This window comes from Conexibacter sp. CPCC 205762 (genome assembly GCF_030646155.1).
In the GTDB taxonomy this organism is placed as follows: Bacteria; Actinomycetota; Thermoleophilia; order Solirubrobacterales; family Solirubrobacteraceae; genus Conexibacter.
In genome coordinates this window covers 1-23807 of the sequence record NZ_JAUTDN010000006.1, presented here as the reverse complement: position 1 = coordinate 23807, position 23807 = coordinate 1, and the positions used below count along the sequence as shown (strand labels likewise).

23 protein-coding genes are annotated in these 23807 nt (G+C 73.0%); 9 read left to right on the top strand and 14 right to left on the bottom strand.

The window, feature by feature from the left end; all coding sequences use genetic code 11:
• Positions 1-15: 15 nt before the first annotated feature.
• The 8 genes from Q7L73_RS07880 to Q7L73_RS07845 are packed head-to-tail and all read right to left on the bottom strand — an operon-like array spanning position 16 to position 8877.
• Complete coding sequence (locus Q7L73_RS07880; RefSeq protein WP_304688244.1) at positions 16-1452, bottom strand: LLM class flavin-dependent oxidoreductase; 1437 nt, start codon at positions 1450-1452, stop codon at positions 16-18.
• A gap of 16 nt (positions 1453-1468) precedes the next feature.
• The gene (locus Q7L73_RS07875) at positions 1469-2281 is read right to left on the bottom strand and encodes a carbohydrate ABC transporter permease (RefSeq protein WP_304688242.1); all 813 of its coding nucleotides are present in this window, start codon (positions 2279-2281) and stop codon (positions 1469-1471) included.
• Positions 2278-3141: a carbohydrate ABC transporter permease gene (locus Q7L73_RS07870; protein ID WP_304688239.1), complete on the bottom strand. Its 864-nt coding sequence runs from the start codon at positions 3139-3141 to the stop codon at positions 2278-2280. Before Q7L73_RS07870 ends, Q7L73_RS07875 begins: the two co-directional genes overlap by 4 nt.
• A complete protein-coding gene (locus Q7L73_RS07865) occupies positions 3138-4469 on the bottom strand; it encodes an ABC transporter substrate-binding protein (RefSeq protein WP_304688237.1) in 1332 nt (443 codons plus the stop codon). The genes Q7L73_RS07870 and Q7L73_RS07865 overlap by 4 nt, the downstream gene beginning before the upstream one ends.
• A 21-nt stretch (positions 4470-4490) precedes the next feature.
• Positions 4491-5696: an acyl-CoA dehydrogenase family protein gene (locus Q7L73_RS07860; RefSeq protein WP_304688234.1), complete on the bottom strand. Its 1206-nt coding sequence runs from the start codon at positions 5694-5696 to the stop codon at positions 4491-4493.
• Positions 5697-5706: 10 nt separating this feature from the next.
• Complete coding sequence (locus tag Q7L73_RS07855) at positions 5707-7020, bottom strand: SfnB family sulfur acquisition oxidoreductase (protein ID WP_304688231.1); 1314 nt, start codon at positions 7018-7020, stop codon at positions 5707-5709.
• Positions 7017-8192: an LLM class flavin-dependent oxidoreductase gene (locus Q7L73_RS07850; RefSeq protein ID WP_304688229.1), complete on the bottom strand. Its 1176-nt coding sequence runs from the start codon at positions 8190-8192 to the stop codon at positions 7017-7019. The genes Q7L73_RS07855 and Q7L73_RS07850 overlap by 4 nt, the downstream gene beginning before the upstream one ends.
• A gap of 40 nt (positions 8193-8232) precedes the next feature.
• Positions 8233-8877, bottom strand: coding sequence for a LuxR C-terminal-related transcriptional regulator (locus Q7L73_RS07845; RefSeq protein ID WP_304688227.1), 645 nt, complete (start codon positions 8875-8877; stop codon positions 8233-8235).
• Positions 8878-8948: 71 nt separating this feature from the next.
• On the opposite strand from Q7L73_RS07845, the gene Q7L73_RS07840 reads away from it, so the two are divergent.
• On the top strand, positions 8949-10202 hold the full coding sequence (locus Q7L73_RS07840; RefSeq protein WP_304688225.1) for an SfnB family sulfur acquisition oxidoreductase: 1254 nt from the start codon (positions 8949-8951) through the stop codon (positions 10200-10202).
• A 250-nt stretch (positions 10203-10452) separates the two neighbouring features.
• On the top strand, positions 10453-10968 hold the full coding sequence (locus Q7L73_RS07835) for an SRPBCC family protein (protein ID WP_304688223.1): 516 nt from the start codon (positions 10453-10455) through the stop codon (positions 10966-10968).
• 19 nt (positions 10969-10987) lie between these two features.
• Here the strand turns inward: Q7L73_RS07835 and Q7L73_RS07830 are convergent, their stop codons facing one another.
• Complete coding sequence (locus Q7L73_RS07830; protein ID WP_304688221.1) at positions 10988-11143, bottom strand: DUF6131 family protein; 156 nt, start codon at positions 11141-11143, stop codon at positions 10988-10990.
• A gap of 112 nt (positions 11144-11255) precedes the next feature.
• Here Q7L73_RS07830 and Q7L73_RS07825 point away from each other — a divergent pair, with 112 nt between their 5' ends.
• A complete protein-coding gene (locus Q7L73_RS07825) occupies positions 11256-12389 on the top strand; it encodes a YbdK family carboxylate-amine ligase (protein WP_304688219.1) in 1134 nt (377 codons plus the stop codon).
• Between the two features lie 238 nt (positions 12390-12627).
• Here the strand turns inward: Q7L73_RS07825 and Q7L73_RS07820 are convergent, their stop codons facing one another.
• The 3 genes from Q7L73_RS07820 to Q7L73_RS07810 form a co-directional block, all read right to left on the bottom strand.
• The gene (locus Q7L73_RS07820; protein ID WP_304688217.1) at positions 12628-12987 is read right to left on the bottom strand and encodes a hypothetical protein; all 360 of its coding nucleotides are present in this window, start codon (positions 12985-12987) and stop codon (positions 12628-12630) included.
• Positions 12988-13467: 480 nt separating this feature from the next.
• Entirely contained in the window at positions 13468-13806 is a 339-nt protein-coding gene (locus Q7L73_RS07815; protein ID WP_304688215.1) for an STAS domain-containing protein, read from the bottom strand.
• A gap of 131 nt (positions 13807-13937) precedes the next feature.
• Complete coding sequence (locus Q7L73_RS07810) at positions 13938-14399, bottom strand: YtoQ family protein (protein WP_304688213.1); 462 nt, start codon at positions 14397-14399, stop codon at positions 13938-13940.
• 85 nt (positions 14400-14484) lie between these two features.
• Here Q7L73_RS07810 and Q7L73_RS07805 point away from each other — a divergent pair, with 85 nt between their 5' ends.
• From Q7L73_RS07805 to Q7L73_RS07780, 6 genes are all read left to right on the top strand, one after another.
• On the top strand, positions 14485-15957 hold the full coding sequence (locus tag Q7L73_RS07805) for a phospholipase C (protein WP_304688211.1): 1473 nt from the start codon (positions 14485-14487) through the stop codon (positions 15955-15957).
• Positions 15958-16028: 71 nt separating this feature from the next.
• On the top strand, positions 16029-17228 hold the full coding sequence (locus Q7L73_RS07800; protein ID WP_304688209.1) for a S1C family serine protease: 1200 nt from the start codon (positions 16029-16031) through the stop codon (positions 17226-17228).
• Positions 17225-18202: a VWA domain-containing protein gene (locus tag Q7L73_RS07795; RefSeq protein WP_304688207.1), complete on the top strand. Its 978-nt coding sequence runs from the start codon at positions 17225-17227 to the stop codon at positions 18200-18202. The genes Q7L73_RS07800 and Q7L73_RS07795 overlap by 4 nt, the downstream gene beginning before the upstream one ends.
• A gap of 22 nt (positions 18203-18224) precedes the next feature.
• The gene (locus Q7L73_RS07790) at positions 18225-19283 is read left to right on the top strand and encodes a MoxR family ATPase (protein WP_304688205.1); all 1059 of its coding nucleotides are present in this window, start codon (positions 18225-18227) and stop codon (positions 19281-19283) included.
• Between the two features lie 8 nt (positions 19284-19291).
• Positions 19292-20200: a DUF58 domain-containing protein gene (locus tag Q7L73_RS07785; protein ID WP_304688203.1), complete on the top strand. Its 909-nt coding sequence runs from the start codon at positions 19292-19294 to the stop codon at positions 20198-20200.
• Complete coding sequence (locus tag Q7L73_RS07780) at positions 20197-21174, top strand: VWA domain-containing protein (RefSeq protein ID WP_304688201.1); 978 nt, start codon at positions 20197-20199, stop codon at positions 21172-21174. The genes Q7L73_RS07785 and Q7L73_RS07780 overlap by 4 nt, the downstream gene beginning before the upstream one ends.
• 28 nt (positions 21175-21202) lie before the next feature.
• On the opposite strand, the gene Q7L73_RS07775 is transcribed toward Q7L73_RS07780, so the two are convergent.
• Positions 21203-22315 carry an ATP-binding protein gene (locus Q7L73_RS07775; protein WP_304688199.1) on the bottom strand — a complete coding sequence of 371 codons (1113 nt, stop codon included), beginning with the start codon at positions 22313-22315 and terminating at the stop codon, positions 21203-21205.
• Positions 22316-22373: 58 nt separating this feature from the next.
• Positions 22374-23807 (bottom strand): hypothetical protein (locus tag Q7L73_RS07770; RefSeq protein ID WP_304715517.1); only part of this gene is annotated, 1434 nt, incomplete at its 5' end.

Below are 23807 nucleotides of genomic sequence, written 5' to 3'. Positions count from 1 at the left end.
CGCACGCGGCGAGTTCTACGCGGCCGCCTCCGCGCTCGGCGCGGCCGCGGTGGGCGCGCCGCCCGCCGCCAGCCGCCGCGCCCGGTGCACCGCCGCCGGGTGGCCGTCGGCGACGTGCGGGCCGGAGCCGGTCAGGCGCTCGCGCAGCGACAGCGCCGCGCCGGCGTCCTCCGCGTCGGGGATCCGCCCGCGCCGCCGCAGCTCCGGCACGACCAGCGCGACGAAGTCCTCGAACGTCCCCGGCGCGACCGCGTAGGCGAGGTTGAAGCCGTCGACGCCGGACGCGTCGACCCACCGCTCCAGCTCGTCGGCGATCGTCGTCGGCGAGCCGGCGACGACGGGGCCGATGCCGCCGAGCGTCAGGTATCTGGCGACCTCGCGCGGCGTCCAGGTGCGCGTCGGGTCGGCCTTCGTGAAGATCTCCAGCGCCGAGCGGGCGGCGTCGGTGTCCTGGTAGGCGAGCGGCGTGTCGGGATCGTGGCCGGAGAGGTCGAGCCCGCTCCAGCCGCCGTACAGCGCCAGCGCGCCGTCGATCGAGGCGTGCGCGTAGTAGTCCGCCAGCTTCGCCTCGGCCTCCGCGTCGGTCTCCCCCGCGATCGCCGTCAGCAGGATGAAGATCTTCACCGACGCCGGGTCGCGCCCGCCCTCCGCCACTCTCGCGCGGATGTCGTCGACGAGCCGTCTCGTCGCCGCGACGTCGACCGCGTTGATGAAGATCGCCTCCCCGTGCTTGGCCGCGAACGCCCGCCCGCGCGTCGAGGCGCCGGCCTGGAAGATCACCGGCGTCCGCTGCGGCGAGGGCTCCGACAGGAAGATCCCCGGCACGTCGTAGTACCTGCCGTGGTGATCGATCGGGCGCACCTTGTCCGGGTCCGTGAAGACTCCGCGCGCGGCGTCGCGCACGACCGCGTCGTCGTCCCACGAGTACTCCCACAGCTGGTAGACGACGTCGAGGAACTCGTCGCCGACGTCGTAGCGGTCGTCGTGCTTGCGCTGCGCGTCGAAGCCGAGGTTGCGGGCGGCGCTCTCCAGGTAGGAGGTGACGACGTTCCAGGCGACGCGGCCGCCGGTCAGGTGGTCGAGCGTCGTGAGGCGGCGCGCGAGCGCATACGGCTGCTCGTACGTCAGCGAGACGGTGACGCCGAAGCCGAGCCGCTCGGTCACCGCCGCCATCGCGCCGACCAGCGGCAGCGGGTCCAGCAGCGGCACCTGCGTCGCCTCGCGCACCGCCGCCGCGTGCGAGCCCTCGTAGACGTCGTAGACGCCGAGCACGTCGGCGAGGAAGAGCGCGTCGAAGCCGCCGCGGTCGAGCAGCCTCGCCAGCTCGGTCCAGTAGGAGAGCTGCGTGTAGCGGTGGGCCTGGTCGTCGGGGTGGCGCCAGAGGCCGGGCGCCTGGTGGCCGACGCAGGCCATCTCGAACGCGTTCAGGTAGATCCGCTTGGCGGAGGACATCACGAGGCTCCTGGGGTCACTTCACGGCGCCCGCGACCAGCCCGGCGACGAGCCGGCGCTGCGCGAGCACCGCGATCAGGTACACGGGGACGATGCCGACGAGCGAGGCGACCGCCTGCTGGCCGAACTCGATGTTGCGGTCGCCCTGGAACAGCGACAGCGCGACGGGGAGCGTCTGGGTGCTCTGCTGCTGCTGGAAGCTGATCGCGAACAGCAGCTCGTTGTAGGAGAGGAAGAAGCAGATCAGCGCGGCGGCGACGATCCCGGGCGAGGCGAGCGGGATCACGATCCGCCGCAGCGTCGCCCAGTGGCCGAGGCCGTCGAGCCACGCCGCCTCCTCGATCTCGCGCGGGACGCGCCGCAGGAAGCCGTCGAGCAGCCAGACGGCGACGGGCAGGTTGGCGAGCCCGACGACGAGCGCGAGGCCCGGCAGCGTGTTGTTGAGCCCGGCCCAGCGCAGCATGAAGAACAGCGGCAGCACCGCGACGACCGGCGGCGCGCAGTAGCTCGCCATCGTGATCGCGGCGAGCCGGTCGCCGGCACGACCGGCGCGCGCGACGTAGTACGCGCCCGGCAACGCCAGCGCCATCGTCAGCACGACCGCGAGCAGCGCGACGATCCACGAGTTGACGAGGAAGCGCGTCAGGTCGATCGCGTCGAACGTGTCGGGCCAGTTGTCCCAGTACAGCTTCGACGGCAGCAGCGAGCCCGACAGCACGTCGTCGCGCGAGCGCACCGACAGCGTCGCGAGGTAGAGCAGCGGCAGCGAGGCGAGCGCGATCGCGACCGTCACGACGGCGGTCGCCCAGCGGCGCGGTCTGGCGATCACGGCGCCACCTCCCGCACCCGCTTGTGCAGCCGCGAGACGACCGTCACGAAGATCCCGACCAGCAGCGAGAAGACGACCGTCGCGGCCGCCGCCTCGCCGACCTGGAAGTCCTGCAGGCCGGTGCGGTAGATGTCGAACGCCGACAGCGTCGTCGCGAAGCCGGGCCCGCCCGAGGTGACGACGTAGACGATGTCGAAGACCTTGAACGCGATCACCAGCCGCAGCAGGAAGACGGCGACGAGCGTCCCGGCGATCAGCGGCAGGATCACGTGGCGCAGCAGCTGGCGCGTGCTCGCGCCGTCGATCCGCGCCGCGTCGAGCAGCTCGCGCGGCACGCCCAGCAGCGCCGCGTACAGCAGCAGCGTCACGAACGGCGTCCACTGCCAGGTGTCGATCGCGAGCAGGCTGACGAAGGCACCGAGAGAGGAGCCGAGCGGGTTGAAGCCGCTGGACCCGAGCGTGTCGGCGATCTCCGGCAGCGCTCCGCCGACCGGCGCCAGCAGCAGCTTCCAGGCGACGCCGACCATCACCGGCGGCGTCACCAGCGGCAGCAGCAGCGCGACGCCGAGCCAGCCGAGCCGGCGCCCGCGGATCGCCAGCAGCAGCGCCAGCGCGGTGCCGAGCGCGAGCTGCAGCAGCGCCGCGCCGACGGCGAACAGCGCCGAGCGCCACAACGAGCTCTTGAAGGCCGTCGAGGCGAGCGCGTCGGCGTAGTTGTCGAGACCGCTGAAGCCGTTCAGCGGTCTCGCCAGCGTCGAGTCGGTCAGCGACAGACCGATCAGGTACGCGAACGGGAAGGCGCTGAACAGCAGCAGCGCCCCGATCAACGGCCAGCTGAGGCTGGCCGGCGTCTTCCTCACCCCCGCTCCCACGCGTCCTGGGCCTTCTGCAGCGCCTCTCTGGCGCTCTGCTTGCCCTGGATCCCGAGCGCCAGCTCGTCGACCAGCGTCTGCAGCCGGTCGACCGCGCCGACGGAGTTGGGCCACACCAGCGGCTGGCCGCTGAGGCCGGCCTGCACGTCGCCGGCCGCCTGCCCGAACGTTCTTCTGAACTCAGGCGCGGCGAAGGTCGATCTGCGGATCGGGTCGGCGCCGGTGCCGAAGTTGCCGATCACCGTCTCCTGCGATCTCGGCGAGGCCTGGAACTGGACCAGTGCCGCGGCCGCCTCCTTGTGCTTGGAGAGCGTCGAGACGGCGGCGCCGAAACCGGCGTTGAGCGAGGTGCCGTGGGTCGTGTTGGAGCCGCCGACGGGGAGCTGTATCGGTCTCCAGCTGTCGACGATTCTCGACTGCTCCGGGTTGGAGGCCATCACCGACAGGTCGGTCCAGAACTCCATCATCGCGGCTCTGCCGGAGAGGAAGGCCGGTATCGCCTGGTCGAAGCCGGTCTGCAGCGGCGTCGGCAGCGCGTCGGGCGAGACGGCGAACAGCGCCTCGGCGGCGGCGACCGCCTCCGGCGAGGTGAGCGCCGGCTTGCCGCTGTCGTCGAGGAATCTGCCGCCGAAGCCGACGAGCCGGTCGGCAAAGGTGCAGCCGAGGATGATCGGCACCTGCTGGCCCATCACGGCCGCGCCGTAGACGTTGCCGCCGCCTCTGCCGGTGATCGTTCTGGTGACGTCGGCGTACTGCTCCCACGTCTGCGGCGGCTGAACGCCGAATCTGTCGAACAGCTCCTGGTTGTAGAACAGCAGGAAGGTGTCGCCGTCGAACGGGAGGCCCCAGCGTCTGTCGTCGATCAGCGTGTACGGGTCGTAGATCGACGGGAGGAAGTCCTCCGGTCTGATCTCCGCTCTGCGCTCGTCGATGAAGTCGGTCAGGTTCTCCAGCGCGCCCGCGTCGACGAGGTCGCCGAGGCCGACGTACCAGTACTGGAAGACGTCGAACTCGCCGGCGCCCGACTGCACGTCGCGGATCGCGTTCGAGGTCAGCTTGTCGTACGGGATCGGCGTCAGCTCGACGGTCGCGCCGGTCTCCTGCTCGAACAGTCTGGCGGCGATTCTCCAAGCGCCGAGGTTCGGCTGGTTGACGAGCACCTTCAGCTTCACGCCGTCGAGGTCGGTCGCGCTCTTTGACGGGTCGAGCGCCGCCCCGGCGTCGTCGCTGCCGCAGGCCGACAGCAGCGGCAGGGTCGCGAAGGCGGCGCCGAAGGCGACGCCGCCGCGCAGGAAGTCCCGGCGGGAGGTGGTCATTGGTCGTCTGGTCCCCGGTGGTCAGGTGTAGAGGGTGAACGGCGGGTGCTCACCGGTCAGGAAGTGAGCCCCCACTTCCCGCTGCTTGTAGGCAACGGGGTCATGCAGGGTGTGCGTCCGCACGTTGCGCCAGTGGATGTCGAGCCCGACGGCGTTGCTCGTCGCACGCGCGCCGGTCAGCTCGAAGATGCGTGAGGTCGCCTCCAGCGACGCTCTCGTGGCGACGACCTTCGCCGCCGCGACCAGCTCCGCCAGCTCGCCGCGCCCCTCCCACGTGAGCGCGTCCGGCCCGGCCTCGATCGTCTGCGCGAGCGCCTCGATCCCCTCGTCGGCGAGCGCTCTGGCCGCCTTCAGGTGGGCGACCAGCTCGCCGTACGTCTGGAGGATGTACGGGTCCTCGGCGGCCGCGTCGACGCCGCTCAGCAGCCACGGCCGCGTTCTCGCGAGCGTGTACTCGCGCGCCCGCGCCAGCGCCCCCTCGGCGATGCCGATGTAGAACTGGATGAAGACGAGCTGGATCGCCGGCGTGACGAGCGTGCCGAAGGGCGCCAGCGCCTCCGGCGCGAGCGACGCGACGACGCCTTCGGGCGCGACCTTCACGTCGTCGAAGCTGACGCTGCCGCTGGCCGTCAGCCGCTGGCCGAGGTTGTCCCAGTCGTCGCCGAAGCGGACGCCGGGCTGCGCCGGGTCGAGCACGATGAAGCGCGGCTCGCCCGTGTCGGCGTCGATCGCCGAGGCGCCGATGCGGTCGGCGACGCGGGCGCCGGTCGCGAAGCTCTTGCGGCCGTCGAGGCGATACCCGCCGCTCGTGCGGGTCAGCTTCAGGTCGGCGTCGCGCGGGTTGAAGGCGCCGCCCCAGAACCAGCCCTGCGCCGCGCCCTCGCGGCTCAGCTCGGCCAGCAGCTCCCAGTTCGCGAAGAAGCCCGCGTTCCAGGAGATCTGGAAGTGGTAGCCGATCAGCTGCCCGAGCGAGCCGTCGCCGGCCGCGATCTCGCGGATCACCTGGTAGGCGGTGCGCCAGTCACCGCCGCCCCCGTCCTGCTCGGCGGGGACCAGCAGGCTCAGCAGCCCGCTGCTGCGGAACAGGTCGATCTGCGCGTGCGGGAGCGTGTTCGCGCGGTCGCGTTCGAGCGCGTCGCTCGCCAGCTCGGCGGCGACCGTGCGGGCGGTCGCGAGCCAGTCGTCGTGGGTGCGCGGCGTCGTGCCGCTCGGCGTGGTCGATGTCACGGTCGTGCTCTCAGACGATTCCGCTGCGCGGCGGGGCGACGCCGTTCAGCTCGTAGTTGCCGAGGTGCTGCAGCTTCCAGCGGCGCGGGTCGTGCAGCGTGTGCGTGCGCGCGTCGCGCCAGAAGCGGTCCAGGCCGCCTCTGGTGGAGGCGGCGCGGGCGCCGCCGAGCGCGAGGAAGTCGCTCGCGACGGAGACGGCGCTGATGTCCGCCTGCGCCCGCGCGGCCGCGACGGCGGCGGAGGCTTCCGCGGCCAGCGCTTCGGCGTCGGCGGCGCCGGCGGCGGGCGCGGGCGCGGGCGTGTCAGACGCCTGCGCCGCGATCGCGGCGCGCGCGGCGTCGAGCGCCTCGGCCGCCTCGCGCAGCAGCGCGCGGGCGGCGCGGACGCGCAGCGCCAGCTCGCCGAACTGGTTGATCACGAGCGGCTCCTCGGCCGCGCGCGCGACGCCCGCCTCGGCCCACGGCCGCGCCTTCGTCTGCACGAACTCGCGCGCGGCGTCGAGCGCTCCGATCGCGATGCCGGTGTCTATCGCCGCGTGCAGGAACTGGCCGTAGGCGCCGAACGCCTCGGTCTTCTCGAACGTCTTCCAGTGCGGCACGACCTGGTCGGCGGGGATGCGGACGCCGTTCAGCCGTACGGTGCCGCTGGCGGTCGTGCGCTGGCCGACGCCCTCCCAGTCGTCGACGATCTCCAGCCCGTCGGCGCCGGCCTCGACGTAGGCGGCGTTGACGCGGCCCTGCTCGTCGACGGCGTAGACCGGCACCCAGTCGGCCAGCAGCGCGCCGGTCGAGTAGTACTTCGCGCCGTCGAGCCGGAACCAGCCGTCGCCGTCGGGGCGGATCGTCGTTCTGAACTCCAGCGCGTGGGTCGCGCCCGGCTCGGCGAGCGCGTTGCCGAAGCGCTTGCCGGCGAGCACCTCGGCGAAGAACCGCTGCTGCTGCTCGGGCGTGCCGTTCTGCCGCAGCACCTCGACGAAGAAGAAGTGGTTCTGCGGGATCTGGCCGATGCTGGCGTCGGCGGCGGCGAGCGTCGCGATCACCTCGCCGAGCACGCGCGTCGGCACGTCGGCGCCGCCGTGCTCGGCCGGGACGGTGATCGCGGTGATGCCGGCCGCGCTGACGCGGTCCAGCTCGGCGCGCGGGAGGCGCCGTTGGAGGTCGCGCGCGGTCGCGTCGACGGCGAACTCGGCCGCGAGCGCGCGGGTGGTGGCGAGCGCCTCCTCCGCGGTCGCGATGACGGCGGCGGGCGGACGCGACTCGCTCGTCGCGGACGCGGCGACGTCGCTTGCGGCGGCGGCGCTCGCGGGCTGCAGCGTGTCGCTCATGACGCCGCCTCCGCCTTCGGCCGCGCCGTCGGCGCGAACGGCACCGCCGCGCGCTCGTCGACGTCGGCGGCGCCGGCCGGGTGCTCCCACAGGCCGCGCCGGCGCAGCAGCGGCAGCACGCCCTCGCCGAACCAGTAGGCCTCCTCCAGGTGGGGATGGCCGGAGAGCACGAACTCGTCGATCCCGAGCGCGTGGTACTCGGCGATCCGCTCGGCGACCTCCTCATGGGAGCCGACGAGCGCCGTGCCGGCACCGCCGCGCACGAGTCCGACGCCAGCCCACAGGTTGGGCGCGACCTCGAGCTCGTCCTTGCTGCCGCCGTGCAGCGCCAGCATCCGCTTCTGCCCCTCCGACTCGCTTCTGGCGAGGCCGGCCTGGACTCTGGAGATCGTCGCCGGGTCGAGCCCGTCGAGCAGCCGCTGCGCCTCCGCCCACGCCTGCTCGGAGCGGTCGCGCGTGATTACGTGCAGGCGGATGCCGAAGCGGACCGTGCGGCCCTCGGCCTCGGCGAGCGCCCTGATCCAGGCGATCTTCTGCGCGACCGCGGCCGGCGGCTCGCCCCACGTCAGGTAGACGTCGACGTGCTTCGCCGTGACCGTGCCGGCGGCGGGGCTGGAGCCGCCGAGGTAGATCGGCGGCGCCGGTTCCGGCAGGCGCCCGAGGACGGCGCCCTCGACCCGCTCGTGCGCCCCGTCGAAGTCGACCGTCTCGCCGGCCCACAGCCGTCGGACGATCGTCAGGAACTCGTCGGCGCGGGCGTAGCGCGCGTCCTTGTCGAGGAAGTCGCCGTAGGAGCGCTGCTCGTGCGACTCGCCGCCGACGACGACGTTCAGCAGCAGGCGGCCGTTCGAGTGGCGCTGGTAGGTCGCCGCCATCTGCGCGCCGAGCGTCGGCGACAGCAGGCCGGGGCGGAAGGCGACGAGGAACTTCAGCCGGCGCGTCTGCTCGACCAGCATCGCGGTCGTCAGCCAGGCGTCCTCGCACCAGGCGCCGGCGGGCGTCAGCGCGCCGTCGAAGCCGAGCTGCTCGGCCGAGCGGGCGATCTGGCCGAGGTAGTCGAGCGTCGCCGGTCGGGCGCCGCCGGCGGTCCCCGCCTGGAGGCCGTGACCGCCGCCGACGAGGTGGCGGCTGTCCCCGTACGTCGGGAGGAACCAGTGGAAGGTGAGCGACATGATGCGCTCATCCTTGCTTTGTCGATCGCTTTTGTCAGGTTTATGCCCGAGGAGTACCCGATCGGGGAAGCTGGGCGTAGCGCTGGACCGCCTCGGTGCGGTTGCGGACGCCGAGCTTGCGGTAGATCGCGGAGGCGTGCTTCTTGATCGAGTCGGGCCCCAGATGCAGCTGCGCGGCGATCTCGCGGTTGGTCGCGCCTGTCGCCAGCAGCGTCAGCACGTCGCGCTCGCGCGGGGTCAAGGGATCGTCGGCGACCGGCTGGCCGCTCGCAGCCGCGGGCGCCGCCTCGCGCACGGCGGCGAGCACGCCCTCGACCAGCTCTCTGCCGGGCGTTCCATACGGCAGGAAGGGCGCGTCGACGTGCCGCAGCAGGGCGCAGGAGACGGTCGCGCAGCGGGCGGTCAGCAGCAGCCGCAGACCGGGGTGCGGCGCGCGCAGCGTCTCGACCACGAGGCCGACGAACGGGCCGGCGTTGGAGATGTCGACGACCGCGACGTCGGGCCGGTCGCGGCGGACCAGCTCGGCCGCCTCGCGCTGGTCGGTCGCGAGCGCGCAGCGGCGGACCCACGGCTGGCGCCGCAGCAGCAGCGCGAGGCCGAGGCGGCTGGGGTCGTGCTCGTCGACCACGAGCACGTCGACACGCCCGTCGAATCCCGGCGCGACCGCTTCCGGTTCGGTACCCATCGGGTGAATCGTACGATGTCGACCGGAATGGTTCCGTTTTCTTCCACCTACCCGTATAAGTTGTCGCGACCGTGTCTTCGTCTTCCCGTCCCACCCGCCCGCCGGCCGACCTGATCGCCGACGAGGCGCAGGCCGTCGCGGCCGCCGCCCGGCTCGGCAGAGAGCTGGCGGTCGAGGCCGCCGAGCGCGACGCCGAGCGCCGCCTCCCCCACGCCGAGGTGCGCGAGCTGGCCGCCAGCGGGCTGCTGGCGATCACCGTCCCGCGCGAGCACGGCGGCATCGACGCGAGCGCCGCGACGCTCGCCGAGGTCTTCCGCCTGCTCGCCGCCGGCGACCCCAACGTCGCGCAGATCCCGCAGAGCCACTTCGTCTACGTCAACGTCCTCAAGCAGCAGGGCGACCCCGGCCAGCGGGCGTTCTTCTTCGGCGAGCTGCTGGCCGGCGCGCAGATCGCCAACGCCCAGTCCGAGCGCGACACGCGCCATGTGCAGGACTACCGCACGCGGCTGGCGCGACGCGACGGAGGCCGGCTCGCGCTCGACGGCGTCAAGCACTACTGCACCGGCTCGCTGTTCGCCGACTGGCTCGGCGTGCTCGCGCTCGACGCGCAGGAGCGCGCCGTCGTCGCGTTCGTGCCGGCCGACGCCGCCGGTGTCGAGATCGTCGACGACTGGGACGGGATGGGCCAGCGCACGACCGCCTCCGGCACGGTCAGGCTGACCGACGTGACGGTCGCCGAGGGCCACGTCGTCGAGCACCACCGCACGTTCGACGGCCCGCAGCTGTTCGGCGCGCAGGCGCAGCTGCTGCACGCCGCGATCGACACCGGCATCGCCGGCGCCGCGCTGCGCGAGGCGGTCCGCTTCGTGCGCGACTACGCGCGGCCGTGGTTCGAGGCCGGCGTCGAGTTCGCCAGCGACGACGCGCTGCTGCTGCAGCGGTTTGGCGAGCTGCAGCTGACGCTGCGCACCGCCGAGGTCCTGCTCGCCGACGCGGCCGCCAGCATCGACGCGGCGCGCGCGGGCGGCGACGACGCGCAGGGCGCGACGGCCGCGCGCGGCGCGGGCGTCACCGAGGAGGCCGCGGCCGCCGCCTCGATCGCCGTCGCGACCGCCAAGGTCGCCGCCGACCGCGCCGCGATCGAGCTGACCAACGCGCTCTTCGAGGTCTCCGGCACGCGCTCGAGCCTGGCGGCGCTCAACCTCGACCGCCACTGGCGCAACGCCCGCACCCACACGCTCCACGACCCGCCCCGCTGGAAGCTCCAGCACATCGGCCGCCACGTGCTCAACGGCACCCCGCCGCCGCGGCACGGGCTGCTGTAGACGGCGGACGCGCGCTGTTTGAAGCGGCGCGCGCAGGACAGCGGTACCTCGCGCCCGGCGGCGCCGGCGCGCTCCCCGCGCGGAAGAGCTGCTGCGCGCCGAGGTGCTGCAGGCGGAAGATCGCGAGATCTGTTTCTCCCGCGGCGCGCCGGGCAGCTCAGTCTCACGACACCGAACGAGGAGAATCCACGATGCTCGACAGAACGACCGCGCCGCAGCTGGCGCGCGCGGAGATCGCGACGGCCGCCTGATGGCGCACAACGAGATCGACGTCGCCGCGCCGCCCGAGCGGGTCTTCGACGTGCTGAGCGATCCGCGCGCCTACGCCCGCTGGGTCGTCGGCTCCAAGCGGATCCGCCGCGCCGACGCGCACTTCCCCGCGCCCGGCTCGGCCTTCGACCACGCGATCGGCTTCGGCCCGCTGCAGCTGAAGGACCACAGCGCCGTGCAGCAGTGCGAACGACCGCGGCTGCTGAGACTGCTGGTGCAGGCGCGGCCGTTCACGAGAGCGCACGTGACGCTGCGCTTGCACCCCTCGCCTGCGGGCACGCGGGTCGAGATGGACGAGGGCCCGGCCGACGGGCGCAGCCGCCTGTTCATGAACGCGCTCACCGACCCGCTCGTGCGGCTGCGCAACCACGAGTCGCTGCGGCGGCTGAAGGCGCTCGCGGAGCGGCGCGAGCCGATCCCCGCCGGCACCCTGCCCGACCGCGGCGACGCAGCCGAGGCGGCGGTGGAAGGCTCCAGCAGACCGGCCGCCGGCTAGCGGCGGCCGTCTGCGGGCGTCAGTACCAGCGTTCGCGTCCGCCGACCGCGCGGCCGGTGGCGCCGAGGATCCACAGCACGATCCCGACGAGCACGAGGACGATTCCGATCGTCCACAGGATGCCGCTGCTCACGAGCAGCCCGATCAACAACAGGATCAATCCCAGCGCAATCAATGTCTGCTCCGATTCAGAGAAGTTTCAGTCGTTATGAGCTGCCCGTGAAGCGAGCGGCGAAAACGTTGACGGACGGCGTCGCCTTGCCGGCTGGCGGGTACTCCCTCCCAGCATGAGCGACGACAACCGCTTCGGTGACGGGACGCCGTTCTCGCTCGGGGTCGAGGAGGAGCTGTTCCTGGTCGACCCCGTCAGCGGCGCGCAGGTCAACAGCTCCGCCGCCGTGATCGAGCGGCTCGGGCCGCACGACGGCCGCGTCGAGCGCGAGCTGCACGCCTGCCAGGTCGAGCTGATCACCGACGTCTGCCGCACCGTCGGCGAGGCGGTCGGGACGCTCGGCGGGCTGCGGCGGGCGGTGATCGCGACCGGCGCCGGGCTGCTCGGCGCCGGCACCCATCCGCTCGCCGGCGAGGGCGAGGCGGAGATCACCGACAAGGAGCGCTACGAGCGGATCCGCGAGCTGCTCGGCGACGCCGTCGCGACCTCCGTCAGCGGCCTCCACGTCCATGTCGGCATGCCGGACGCGCAGACCGCCGTGCGCGCCTTCAACGGCCTCCGGCGCCATCTGCCGCTGCTGCAGGCGCTCGGCGCCAACTCGCCCTTCCGCCACGGCCGCGACACGGGGCTGGCGTCGGTGCGCGAGGTGACGATGCGCGGCTGGCCGCGCTCCGGCGTCCCGCGCGCGCTGCGCGACTTCGACGACTTCGACGCGATCACCGCGCTGCTGACGAGAGCGGCCGACGTGCCCGACTACACCTGGTTCTGGTGGAAGCTGCGGCCGCATCCGCGGCTGGGCACCGTCGAGATCCGCGCGCTCGACACGCAGGCCTCGCTCGACGACCTCGCCGGCCTCGTCGCGCTCGTCCACTGCCTCGCCCGCCACGCCGCCGACGAGACCAACGGCGACGCGAGCGCCGACCCGCCCGGCGAGCTGCTGGACGAGGGCGTCTTCCGCGCCGCCCGCTTCGGCGTCACGGCGCGGCTGCCCGGCGCCGACGGCACCCTCCGCCCCGTCTCGCAGCTGCTGGACGAGCTGCTCGCGACGCTCGCCCCGACCGCCCGCGAGCTCGACTGCGGCGCCGAGCTCGACAGCCTCCGCGGCCTGCTCGAACGGGGTGGCGGCGCCGGCCGCCAGCGGGCGCTGCACGCGATCGGCGGGATGGGGACGCTGCTGCGCGAGATGACCGCGTTGACGGCGGCGGGCACGGCCGCGCCGCCCGGTCCCGCGGCGGCCGCCGCGGGCTGAGCGGCGGCTGCCCACCCGGCCGACGCAGACGCCGGCGCCGCGGCCGGACCGCGGGCGCGGCGGGGCGAAGATCCGGCGCGCGGGCCTCAAGAGGTCATGCGAACGGGACTGAGCGAGACGGAGCTGGCGGCGCTGGCCGAGGTGGTCGAGGCGATCGGGCGGGCGGCGGCGAGACTGCCGCAGTCGTCGGCGGTGCGGAGCGGGCTGCTGGCGGTGCGGCGGCCGCTGCTGCGGACGCTCAGCCGAAGCGGCGCTGCGCCTCCGCCGCCGCCTCTTCGAGATCGAGCAGCGCCTGCACGCGGTTGAACGCGGCGAGCGCCTCCTCGACCCCGACGACGCGCTCGTCGAGCCGGCTGCGCGCGTTCCAGAGGCGATGCTCGACGAAGTAGCTCGGCGCGACGCCGGCCGCCCGCGCGATCAGCGCGAGCGCGGCCAGGCTCGGCCTGTCGGCCCCGCGGGCGATGTTGCCGATGTGCCCGGGAGAGAGTCCTCTCGCCGGGGCGTTGACCTCGTCGGTCAGCCGCGCCAGCTTGCGATTCGAGAGCCGTCTCTCCGCGATCAGCGCCCTGAGCGCCTCAGGGGCTGGGAGATTGCTCACCGAATGGCTGGCGTTTGCCATACGTCCAGTCTGAACGCCCGAACCGTTGACAACAAGAGCACTGGCTGGCACCATCCAGTCACACGCGCGGCTGCAATGACTGCTGCCTACAAGACAGATATGGCAGCGGCGTACACTGTGCGTGCATTCCGAGCAGGAGTTACTCGAGGCAGCCGCCTCAAAAGAAGAGCCCGGCGTTGGGTGCCGGGCTCTTCGCTCTTCTGGGACGTGCTACCTGGTGACGACCACGAGGATCAGCAGCAGGAGCAGCATCCCAAGCAGGAGTTGCTCAATGGCAACCACCTCCTTTCTCAGGCCGCGAGGCCCGCGCGCCGGTAATCGCCGACGCGAATTCTGGAGGCGCCCGACGCCTGCTCGAGGGCGACAGTACTCGATCCTGACTGGCGCGTATACGCTGAAAAGATCCCGTCCCACACTGCTGTGGCGGGATGCACTATTTGACTGTCAGTTGGCGGCGGTTCAGCGACGCGACGGCGCTGCGAAGCGGCCGTCGAGGCGGGTGAGGCGCAGCACGCGCGCGGCGGCGCCGTCGCCCGGATCGACGGAGAAGCGGCAGTCGTCGCTCTTCAGCCGGTCGTCGAGGCGCATCAGCAGCCGCAGGCCGCTGGAGTCGAAGAAGGTGACGCCGCGCAGGTCGAGGCAGACCTCGGCGAAGCCGCGCTCGCAGAGTGCGACGACCTCCTGCTCGACCGCCGGCGCGGTCGCGATGTCGAGCTCGCCGTGCGGGGCGACGATCGCGCGCTCGCGATCGGGCGTGACGGTCAGCTCCAACGGCTGGGTCGGCGGCGAGATGGTCATCGAACGGCTCCTCTGCTCCAGGTGATGCGCGGCGCTGTTGCTCGAGGGATTGGGAGCGGCAGGACGTGCTGTAGCCCCAACCCTACTCGCCCCCGCCCCTCTTACGTGAGCGATTCTCCCGCGCGGGCGCGTCAGCGTCGCCGCGGCAGCGTCCCGTCGAGCACGTAGCGGAGGATGTCGACGACCTGCTCCGGCTCGCGCGCGACGGCGAGCGCGGCGCGGTCGACCTCCTTCAGCGCATGGTCGTGCTCCTCGGGGTGGAGCGTGATCAGCGGCTTGCCGAGCGCCGCGGCGTAGCCGGCGTCGAAGGCAGCGTTCCACTGGCGGTACTGGTCGCCGAAGCGGACGACGACCACGTCCGCCTGCTCGATCAGCGTGCGCGTGCGAATCGCGTTGACGCCGGCGCCGATGTGGTCCTTCCAGAAGCTGTTCGGCTGCTCGCCGAGGATCGCGACGCCGCAGTCGTCGCTGCTGGCGTGGTCGGTGACGGGAGCGCTCAGCTCGACGTCGAGCTCCTCCTCGTCGATCTGGTTCGCGATCCGCGCGCGCCAGCTGGAGTGGATCTCGCCGGAGAGGTAGACGTGCCAGGGCATGGCCGGCACTCTAGCCAGCCTGCTCATACCGGAGCCATCCGGAAAGCTGAGCGCAGCTTGAGAATGCGGGCGGACGATCGCTGGCGTGGTTGCGATCAGGCCCCGACGACGCACCGTCGCCGCGGCGAGCGCGGGCGCGGTGGCCGCCGCGCTGGCGCTCGCCGGCTGCGGCGGCTCGACCCCCGCGGTCCACGGCGCGCCGGTGGCGGCCGGCGCGGGGATCCACAAGATCAGACACGTGATCGTCGTGATGCAGGAGAACCGCTCGTTCGACTCCTACTTCGGCACCTTCCCCGGCGCCGACGGGATACCGGCGCGCGACGGCCGCTTCAGCGTCTGCGTGCCGGATCCGCGCCGCGGCCGCTGCGACCGGCCCTACCACGACCCGCAGCAGATCAACGGCGGCGGCCCCCACGACGCCGCGCCGGCCAAGGCCGACGCCGACGGCGGCCGCATGGACGGCTTCGTCAGAGTCGCCGAGTCGGCCGCCGGGCGCGGCTGCGGCGGCGTCGCGCTCGCCTGCGAGTCGTCGACCCCGCCGGACGTGATGGGCTACCACGACGCGCGCGAGATCCCCAACTACTGGCGCTGGGCGCACGACTACACGCTCACCGACCACCTGTTCGAGTCGGTCGCCTCGTGGAGCCTGCCGTCGCACCTCTTCCTCGTCTCCGGCTGGTCGGCCCGCTGCAGCAGACAGGACGACCCGATGTCGTGCGTCAACGACGACGAGCTGCAGGGCTTCCACCCCGGCGAGATCGACGGCCACCATCCGCGCAGCGCGCACGAGCTGCGGCTGCTGCGCAAGCGCGCCAACTACGCCTGGACCGACCTCACCTGGCTGCTGCACAGAGCCCACGTCAGCTGGCGCTACTACGTCCACACCGGTCTCCAGCCCGACTGCGCCGACGGCGACGACAACTGCAAGCCCGGCCCGCAGCGGCTGACCACGCCGGAGATCTGGAACCCGCTGCCGTCGTTCTCGACCGTCCGCGCCGACCACCAGCTGAAGGACATCCAGGACACGCGCGCCTTCCTGCGCGCCGCCCGCCGCGGCCACCTGCCGAACGTCAGCTGGGTCGTGCCCGACCAGACCCACAGCGAGCACCCGCCGGCGACGCCGGCAACCGGCGAGGCCTATGTCACGCGCCTGGTCGACGCGGTCATGCGCGGGCCCGACTGGAGCTCGACCGCGATCGTCGTCGCCTGGGACGACTGGGGCGGCTTCTACGACCACGTCGCGCCGCCGCCGGTCGACGTCAACGGCTACGGGCTGCGCGTGCCGGGGATCGTCATCAGCCCGTACGCCCGCCGCGGCCACGTCGACCACGTGACGATGTCGTTCGACGCCTTCAACCGCTTCGTCGAGGACGACTTCCTGCACGGCCGGCGGATCGACCCGCGCAGCGACGGCCGCCCCGACCCGCGCCCCGACGTGCGCGAGACCGTCCCCCAGCTCGGCGATCTGCGCAGCGCCTTCGACTTCCGCCAGCGCCCGCTGCCGCCCGACCCGCTGCCGCTCCACCCCGCCCCCGGCCCCGCCTCCCGCCCGGGCTGACCGAACACTCAGGAATCACTGGGAAACGCTTAACGTTGGCTTTGGGTCTGCGGGTAGCCTCGTTCCTACCGATGGGGTCACCGAGACATCTGTGGACCGGCACGTGGCGAGCCGAGTCCGATCAATCACGTGATGACGGCGCGTCCGCGCTGAACCGCACGCCACCGCCGAGACCCGCGACCGAGACGCCGCAGGAACCGCCCTCCGCGCCACCCAAGCGCAGCAGCACCGGGCTGTGGATCGTCGGCGTGCTGGTCGTCCTGCTCGCCGTCGGCGGCGGGGTCGCCGCCGGCTTCTTCCTGCTCGGCGGCAACGACAGCAACACCCCGGACGCGCTGCCGGCCCTCTCCAGCAAGCCGATCAGACCGGAGCAGGGGCAGACGCGCGCGGGCGCGATCTACGCGCAGGCCAGCCCCGCCGTCGTCTCGATCCGCACCAACACCGGTCAGGGCACCGGCTTCCTGATCGACGACAGGGGCACGCTCGTCACCAATTACCACGTGACCGACGGCGCCAGCCACGTCGTCGTCAAGTTCGGCCAGGACGGCGCCGCGATCGACGGCGACGTGCTCGGCACCGACGAGTCGTCCGACCTCGCCGTCGTCACGATCGAGCCCAGCCGCATACCGAGAGGCGTCAGACCGCTCGCCTTCGCCGACTCGCGCAACGTCCAGGTGGGCGACTTCGCGGTCGCGATCGGCAACCCGTTCGGCCTCGACCGCACCGTCACCGAGGGCATCGTCTCCGGCCTCGGCCGCTCGATCCAGGCGCCCAACGGCTTCGAGATCGACCAGGTGATCCAGACCGACGCCCCGATCAACCCCGGCAACTCGGGCGGCCCGCTGCTCGACTCCGGCGGCCGCGTGATCGGCGTCAACTCGCAGATCGCGACCAGCGGCATGGGCTCGCAGGGCAACATCGGCATCGGCTTCGCCGTCCCCTCCAACACCGCGCGCCAGATCGTGCCGAAGCTGGAGAAGGGCGAGAAGATCTCGCGTCCCTACCTCGGCATCTCGACCTCGCCGACGTCCGCCGCCGGCACCGGCGCGAGAGTCGCCCAGGTCAGAAGAGACAGCCCGGCGCAGAGAGCGGGCATCCAGGTCGGCGACGTGGTCAGAAGCGTCAACGGGCGCAGCGTCACCGAGCCGGCTGACGTCGCCGCCAACATCAGCAGAAACGAGCCCGGCGACAGAATCCAGATGCAGGTCGAGCGCAACGGCAGAACGCTGACGTTCGACGTGACGGTCGGAGATCGTGCCGACGCGCCGTGAGCTTCCTGCACCTCCCGCATTTCGAGGACGCTTGGCTCCTCCTGCTGCTGCTTGCCATTCCGCTGCTGGCGATCTGGTACGTGCTGGCGCAGCGCAACCGGCGCGCGGCGGCGGCCTCGTTCGCCGCGCCGCGGATGCAGTCGTCGATCGCGCCGCGGCGGCCGGGCGGCGGACGGCACCTGCCGATCGTCTTCTTCCTGCTCGCGATCGCCGCCCTGCTGATCGCGGTCGCGCGGCCTGAGACGAAGAAGAAGGTGCCGGTCGAGCGCGCCTCGATCGTGCTGCTGACCGACGTCTCCGGCTCGATGCTGGCGACCGACGTCGACCCCAACCGGCTGATCGCCGCCAAGCGCGCCGCGCGCCGCTTCGTCGAGAGAGTGCCGAGAGAGGTCAACGTCGGCGTGATCGCCTTCGGCTCCAGCGCGACCGTGCTGCAGAGCCCCACGCGCGACCGGCTCGACGTCGACAACGCGATCGACCGCCTCTCCGTCCGCGGCACGACCGCGACCGGCGACGCGATCCGGACCGCGCTGTCGGTGCTGAAGACGCAGCCCGGCGAGAGAGGCAGAATGCCGCCGTCGGCGATCGTGCTGATCTCGGACGGCAAGTCGGTCCAGGGCGAGGACCCGGTCACCGTCGCCGCCGAGGCCGCGAGACTGAGAATCCCGATCTACACCGTCGCGTTCGGCACCGACGAGGGCACGATCACGACGACCGGACCCGGCGGCACCGAGAGAGTCGAGCGCGTCCCGCCCGATCCTCAGGCGCTCGCCAGAATCGCCGACGTGACCGGCGCGGAGACGTTCAGCGCGCAGGACGCCGGCAGACTCAACGCCGTCTACGAGAGACTCGGCTCGCAGCTCGGGACGAGAGAAGAGACGCGGCAGATCACCGTCTGGTTCGCCGGCGCCGGCCTGGTGCTGCTGCTGGTCGGCGCCGGCCTCTCGCTCGGCATGTTCGGCCGCCCCATCTGACACTGACAAGGAGCAGAGACCCGTGAGCTTCGACATCCCGCCCACTCCCGAGCAGCCCCAGGAGCAGCCGCCGGCCGACCGCTTCCCGCGCAGGGAGGCGCCGCGCGACGCGCTGGAGGAGGCGCTGCACGAGATCAAGCGCGTGATCGTCGGCCAGGACGCGATGCTGGAGCGGCTGCTGGTCGCCCTGCTGGCCGGCGGCCACGTGCTGCTGGAGGGCGTTCCCGGCCTCGCCAAGACGCTGACGGTGAAGACGCTCGCGCAGGTGCTCGGCGGCAGCTTCAAGCGGATCCAGTTCACGCCGGACCTGGTCCCGGCCGACCTGATCGGCACGCGCGTCTACCGCCCCGACACGGGCCGCTTCGAGACCGAGCTGGGCCCCGTCTTCGGCAACTTCCTGCTCGCCGACGAGATCAACCGCGCGCCCGCGAAGGTGCAGTCGGCGCTGCTGGAGGTGATGCAGGAGCAGCAGGTGACGATAGGCGGCGAGACGCATCCCACTCCCCGCCCGTTCCTCGTGCTCGCGACGCAGAACCCGATCGAGTCCGAGGGCACCTACCCGCTGCCCGAGGCGCAGGTCGACCGCTTCCTGATGAAGGTGCTGGTCGACTACCCGACGATGAGCGAGGAGGCGGCCGTCGTCGACCGCTCGCTCGGCCACGCCGCCGCGCCGCGCGAGCGGCTGTCGATCGCGGACCTCGACCGCTTCGCCGCGGCCGCCGACAGGGTGCTGGTCGACCGCGAGGTGATCCAGTACGCCGTCACGCTCGCCGACGCGACGCGGCGGCCCGAGCGCTACGGCCTCGACGACGTCGCCCCCTACGTCGAGTACGGCGCCAGCCCGCGCGGGCCGATCGGCCTCGTCAGAGCGGCGCGCGCGCTGGCGCTGCTGCGCGGCCGCGGCTACGTCGCCGTCGCCGACGTGCGCGACCTCGCGCTCGACGTGCTGCGCCACCGGATCGTGCTCTCCTATGACGCGCTGACGGAGAACGTCTCCGCCGACGACGTGCTCGGCCGCGTCTTCAGCGCCGTCGACGAGCCGCCGGCCGACCACCTCCGCCGTCCGGAAGCCGCGGCCTGAGGAACGTCATGCCCGCGCCGCGCCTCACACGTCCCGCCGGCAGCCAGGGCCCCGGCCCGATACCGCACGGCCTGCTGGAGGGGCTCGACCTGATCGTCGCCAGGCGCGCCTCGGGCGCGCTGCCGGGCGATCGCCGCGCCGCCGGCCTCGGCGCCGGCACCGAGCTGGCGCAGCTGCGCCCGTACGAGGTCGGCGACGACGTGCGCCAGATCGACGCGGCCGCGACCGCCCGCACCGGCGAGCCGCACGTGCGGCTGCACGTGCCGGAGCGGACGCTGACGACCTGGATCGCGCTCGACCTCTCCCCCTCGATGGCGTTCGGCACCGCCGACCGGCTCAAGTTCGACGTCGCCGAGGGCGTCACGCACGTGATCGGGCGGCTGGCGATCCGCCGCGCCGGCCGCGTCGCGCTGATGACGTTCGGCGCCGGCGTGCCGCGGCTGCATCCGCCGCGCGCCTCCAAGCCGGGCGTCGTCGCGCTCCAGCGCGCGATCGCCGAGGGCGTCGCGCCCGACGGCTACGACGACCCCGCCGCGATGACCGAGGCGCTGCGCCGGATCGGCCGCGTCGCGACGCAGCCGGGGCTCGTCGTCGTGATCTCCGACTGGCGTGAGGAGGACACCTGGAGACGGCCGCTGGGGGCGCTCGCGCAGCGCCACTCGGTGCTCGCCGTCGAGATCCGCGACCCGCGCGAGGAGTCGGTCCCGGCGGTCGGGCGGCTGGCGGTCGTCGACCCCGAGACCGGTGAGCGCGTCGAGGTCGACACCTCGCGCAGATCGGTCCGCGACCGCTTCGAGCAGATCGAGCGCGAGCGGCGCGAGAGAGTCGCGCGCGAGCTGCGGCGGCTGCAGGTCTCGCACGTCGCGCTGTCGACGCAGGGCGACTGGCTCGGCGAGCTGGGGCGGCACCTCTCGTGAGCGCGCTCCCGTTCGCCTTCCCGCTGTCGTTCGGCACGCCGCTGGTGCTGCTGGCGCTGCTGGCCGTGCCGGCGCTGATCGGCATGATGGTCGCCAACCGCAAGCGCGGCGACAGATACGCCGTCCGCTTCACGGGCGTCTCGACGCTCAAGCTGGCGGCGGGGACGGTGCCGGCGTGGAAGAGACACCTGCCCGCCGGGCTGCTGCTGGCGGCTCTGGCGGTGCTGGCGCTGGCGCTCGCGAAGCCGCAGCGGACGGTCGCGGTGCCGGTCGAGAGAGCGTCGATCATGCTCGTCACCGACCACTCGCGCTCGATGCTCGCGCAGGACGTCAACCCCGACCGGATGACCGCCGCCAAGCGCGCCGCGGGCAGATTCCTCGACCAGATCCCGGCGGCGATCAGAGTCGGCGTGACGACCTACTCCGACGTCCCCGACGGCACCCAGCCGCCGACGCGCGACCACGACACGATCCGCCTGATGATCGACAACCAGGTCGCCGACGGCGGCACCGCGACCGGCGACGCGCTGCAGGTCGCGCTCGACACGCTCGACCGCCAGCAGGAGGCGGGCGAGAAGGTGCCGGCCGCGATCGTGCTGCTGTCCGACGGCGCGACGACGATCGGCCGCGACCCGGTCGCGGTCGCGCACGCCGCCGGCGAGGCGAAGATCCCGATCTACACGATCGCGCTCGGCACCTCCGACGCGACCGTGCCGAACCCCGAGCCGGGCCAGCCGCCGCTGCCGGTCCCGCCCGATCCGGAGACGCTGCAGGCGATCGCCGACTCCTCCGGCGGCCGCGCCTTCCAGGCGCAGGACGACCAGGAGCTGGCGCAGATCTACAGAACGCTCGGCTCCCGCCTCGGCACCAGAGACGAGAAGCGCGAGGTCACCTTCGTCTTCGCCGTCGCGGGCGCGATCCTGCTGCTCGGCGCCGGCACCGCGGCGATGTTCTCCGCCGGCCGGCTGCCGTAGCGGCCGGCCTGCGGCGCCGGCCCGCCCGTCACTCGCCGCGCAGCCAGGCGGCGAGGAACGGGTCGACGATCCGCCAGCCGCTGCGCGTCGTGCGGTCGACGACGAGCGTGCCGTCGCGCAGCAGCCGGTCGACGGCGACCTGCGTCGAGCCGCTCTTGACGAGCCCGAAGCGCTCCTGCGCGTCGCGGCCGGTCAGCGGCACGGTGAGATGGGCGATCGTCTTCAGCAGCCGCCGCTCGAGCCGGCTGCAGCCGTCCCAGACGACCTGGATCTCGCCCGCGACCTCGCGCGTGGCGTTCGCGTGCGCGCGTGTCCACGTCATCAGGTCGGCCGTCGTGCCCCTCTTCGTCTCGGCGAACAGATGGTGCGCGAGCAGCATCGTGCGCTGCGGATGCCCTTCGGCGGCGTCGAGCAACGGCTCGAAGGCCTCGCCGAGGCCGCGTCCGTGCTGCTCGAACCGCGCCGTCAGCGCGTCGGCCAGGTCGACCTCCGGCAGCGGCTCCAGCTCGACCGGCGCGGCCTGGCCGAAGAAGGCGTGGCGGCGGTCCGAGAACAGCTCGCGCATCAATCCCGGGTGGGAGCCGCAGAAGAGGTAGGCGGCCGCCTCGCGCTGCCCTTCGATCACCGAGCGGAAGACGCTCGGCAGCATCGAGTCGATCCGGAAGACCTCCTGGAACTCGTCGAACGCGATCACGCAGGTGCGGCCGGTGCGCTCCAGCACCCGTCTCGGCAGCGCGAGCCGCTCCGGCAGCCCCGGCGCGGTCACCTGCGGCTCGATCGACGCGCCGACGCCGCCCGGAGCCGCGCTGAACGTCGGCCTGAGCGTCCGCACGACGGCCTTGAACCACTGCTGCAGCGGCCGCTCGAGCTGGGCGCGGTAGGCCAGCTCGATCCGCTCGGCGACGTCGGCCGGCGTCACGCAGCCGAGGAAGTTGACCTCGATCGCGTGCGCGCCGTCGGCCTTGGCGGTGTCGAGCACGGCCCGGACCAGCGAGGTCTTGCCGAAGCGGCGCGGCCCCTCCAGACGGCTGTTGCGCCCGTCGAGGGCGCGCTCTCGCAGCAGTGCGAGGGCGTTCTGCCGCCCGATCAGCTCCTCCGCCGCGAGCGGCTCGTCGTAGATGAAGGGACTGCTGACGGTCACGGTGCTAAAAGTAGCACCGCTTTATTCCTAGGTGTAGCACTCACCAGAGCTAGCGCGCTCACCGCAGCGGTCGCTTCATCGTCCGTCTCAGCCACGGCGTCAGCGTCTTCACGAGCGCGCTGCGGGCGGGGGCGGCGAGCAGCGGGTCGAGGTGGGAGTAGGTCGCCGAGCGGTCGACGTAGGTGACGCTGGGGATCTGCGAGAGCGACTTGTAGCGCTCGGCGCCCGTCTTCAGCGCGCCGTCTCTGCCGGCGAGCGCGGCGCCGAAGGCGTAGAGCGGCACGTCGACCTGTCTGACGCGCGTGACCCGCAGGCCGAGCGCGCTCGCGGCGGCCGTCTGCCGCAGCGCCGAGGCGGCGCCGACGTCGAGCGACAGGCGCGCCGGGTAGTACCACTCGATCGCGCCCAGCGGCTCCAGCGAGAAGGCGTCGGCGAGGTTGGCGATCGGCGTCGGCTCGCGCGGGTCGTCGACCCAGTCGCGCGGATCGCCGCTCGCCGCCAGCGCGCCCGAGCGGACCTGGATCAGCGACAGGCCGGGCGGCGAGGTCTTCGCGTCGAAGGCGTAGCCGAGCTGGCCGCGGTTGGTGACCGGGAACGGCGCTCTGAAGGCCGCCGGCAGCAGCGGGAAGGTCTGGCCGATCGACGGCGCGGTCGGCTCGACGTGGGCGGCGAGCGCGCTCAGCTCGCCGAACGCTCCCGCGATCCACGGCAGCCCGAGACCGAGCAGGTCGGTGAACGGTCTGCCGGCCATTCTCGCCAGCGCGGCTCTCGCGTCGGCCGCGCTGGCGAGCGCGCCGTCGCGCAGACCGCCGGCGCCGCCGTCGATCTCGACGATCCCGGCGAGGTCGCTCGCGCCCGCGCGGCCGTCGAACTCCCAGGCGGCGTAGATGCCGGCGACGCTGCCGCCGAGCGAGTGGCCGCCGAGGATCACGCGCCGCGCTCTCGCGCCTCTGCCCGGCGCTCTGCGCGCCTCCTCCACGACCGCGTGGAGGTCGTCGATCGCGACCTTCAGCCCCCAGTTGCCGACAAACCCGTAGTCGGCCGCCGAGAGCGGTCTGTAGTGGTCGCTGACCGACGGCTTCGCGAGCCAGCCGAGGTAGTAGTCGAACGCCTCCTGGACGCTGACCCTGCCGGCCCGCGCCCGCTCCAGCACGCGCGTGTCGTGGAGCGCGCCCTCGCGCCGCATCAGCGCCCACACCTGCAGGCCCGGGACGCGTCTGACGAGCGCCGGCGCGAGCACGTGGAAGTCGGCCGCGCCGCCGAGCGTTCCGGGCACGAGCAGGTGCACCGTGCCGGCGCCGGCGGGGCCGTAGCGGCGCACCTGGACGCGGTCGTACCTGGCCGGCGTGCCGGGCGCGTGCGGCGCTCTGATCGTGACGATCGACGGCGCCGCGGCGGCTGCGGACGCAGCGGGCGCTGGCAGGGCGGCAGCGGCGGGCGCGACGGCGGCGGGCGCTGCGGCGGCGGGCGCTGCGGCGGCGGGCGCTGCGGC

Coding starts and splice junctions, on each gene's coding strand:
- Q7L73_RS07835 (WP_304688223.1), top strand. CDS start 10,453: ATGGCGCACAACGAGATCGACGTCGCCGCGCCGCCCGAGCGGGTCTTC.
- Q7L73_RS07845 (WP_304688227.1), bottom strand. CDS start 8,877: ATGGGTACCGAACCGGAAGCGGTCGCGCCGGGATTCGACGGGCGTGTC.
- Q7L73_RS07850 (WP_304688229.1), bottom strand. CDS start 8,192: ATGTCGCTCACCTTCCACTGGTTCCTCCCGACGTACGGGGACAGCCGC.
- Q7L73_RS07810 (WP_304688213.1), bottom strand. CDS start 14,399: ATGCCCTGGCACGTCTACCTCTCCGGCGAGATCCACTCCAGCTGGCGC.
- Q7L73_RS07855 (WP_304688231.1), bottom strand. CDS start 7,020: ATGAGCGACACGCTGCAGCCCGCGAGCGCCGCCGCCGCAAGCGACGTC.
- Q7L73_RS07815 (WP_304688215.1), bottom strand. CDS start 13,806: ATGACCATCTCGCCGCCGACCCAGCCGTTGGAGCTGACCGTCACGCCC.
- Q7L73_RS07825 (WP_304688219.1), top strand. CDS start 11,256: ATGAGCGACGACAACCGCTTCGGTGACGGGACGCCGTTCTCGCTCGGG.
- Q7L73_RS07800 (WP_304688209.1), top strand. CDS start 16,029: ATGGGGTCACCGAGACATCTGTGGACCGGCACGTGGCGAGCCGAGTCC.
- Q7L73_RS07785 (WP_304688203.1), top strand. CDS start 19,292: ATGCCCGCGCCGCGCCTCACACGTCCCGCCGGCAGCCAGGGCCCCGGC.
- Q7L73_RS07880 (WP_304688244.1), bottom strand. CDS start 1,452: ATGTCCTCCGCCAAGCGGATCTACCTGAACGCGTTCGAGATGGCCTGC.
- Q7L73_RS07865 (WP_304688237.1), bottom strand. CDS start 4,469: ATGACCACCTCCCGCCGGGACTTCCTGCGCGGCGGCGTCGCCTTCGGC.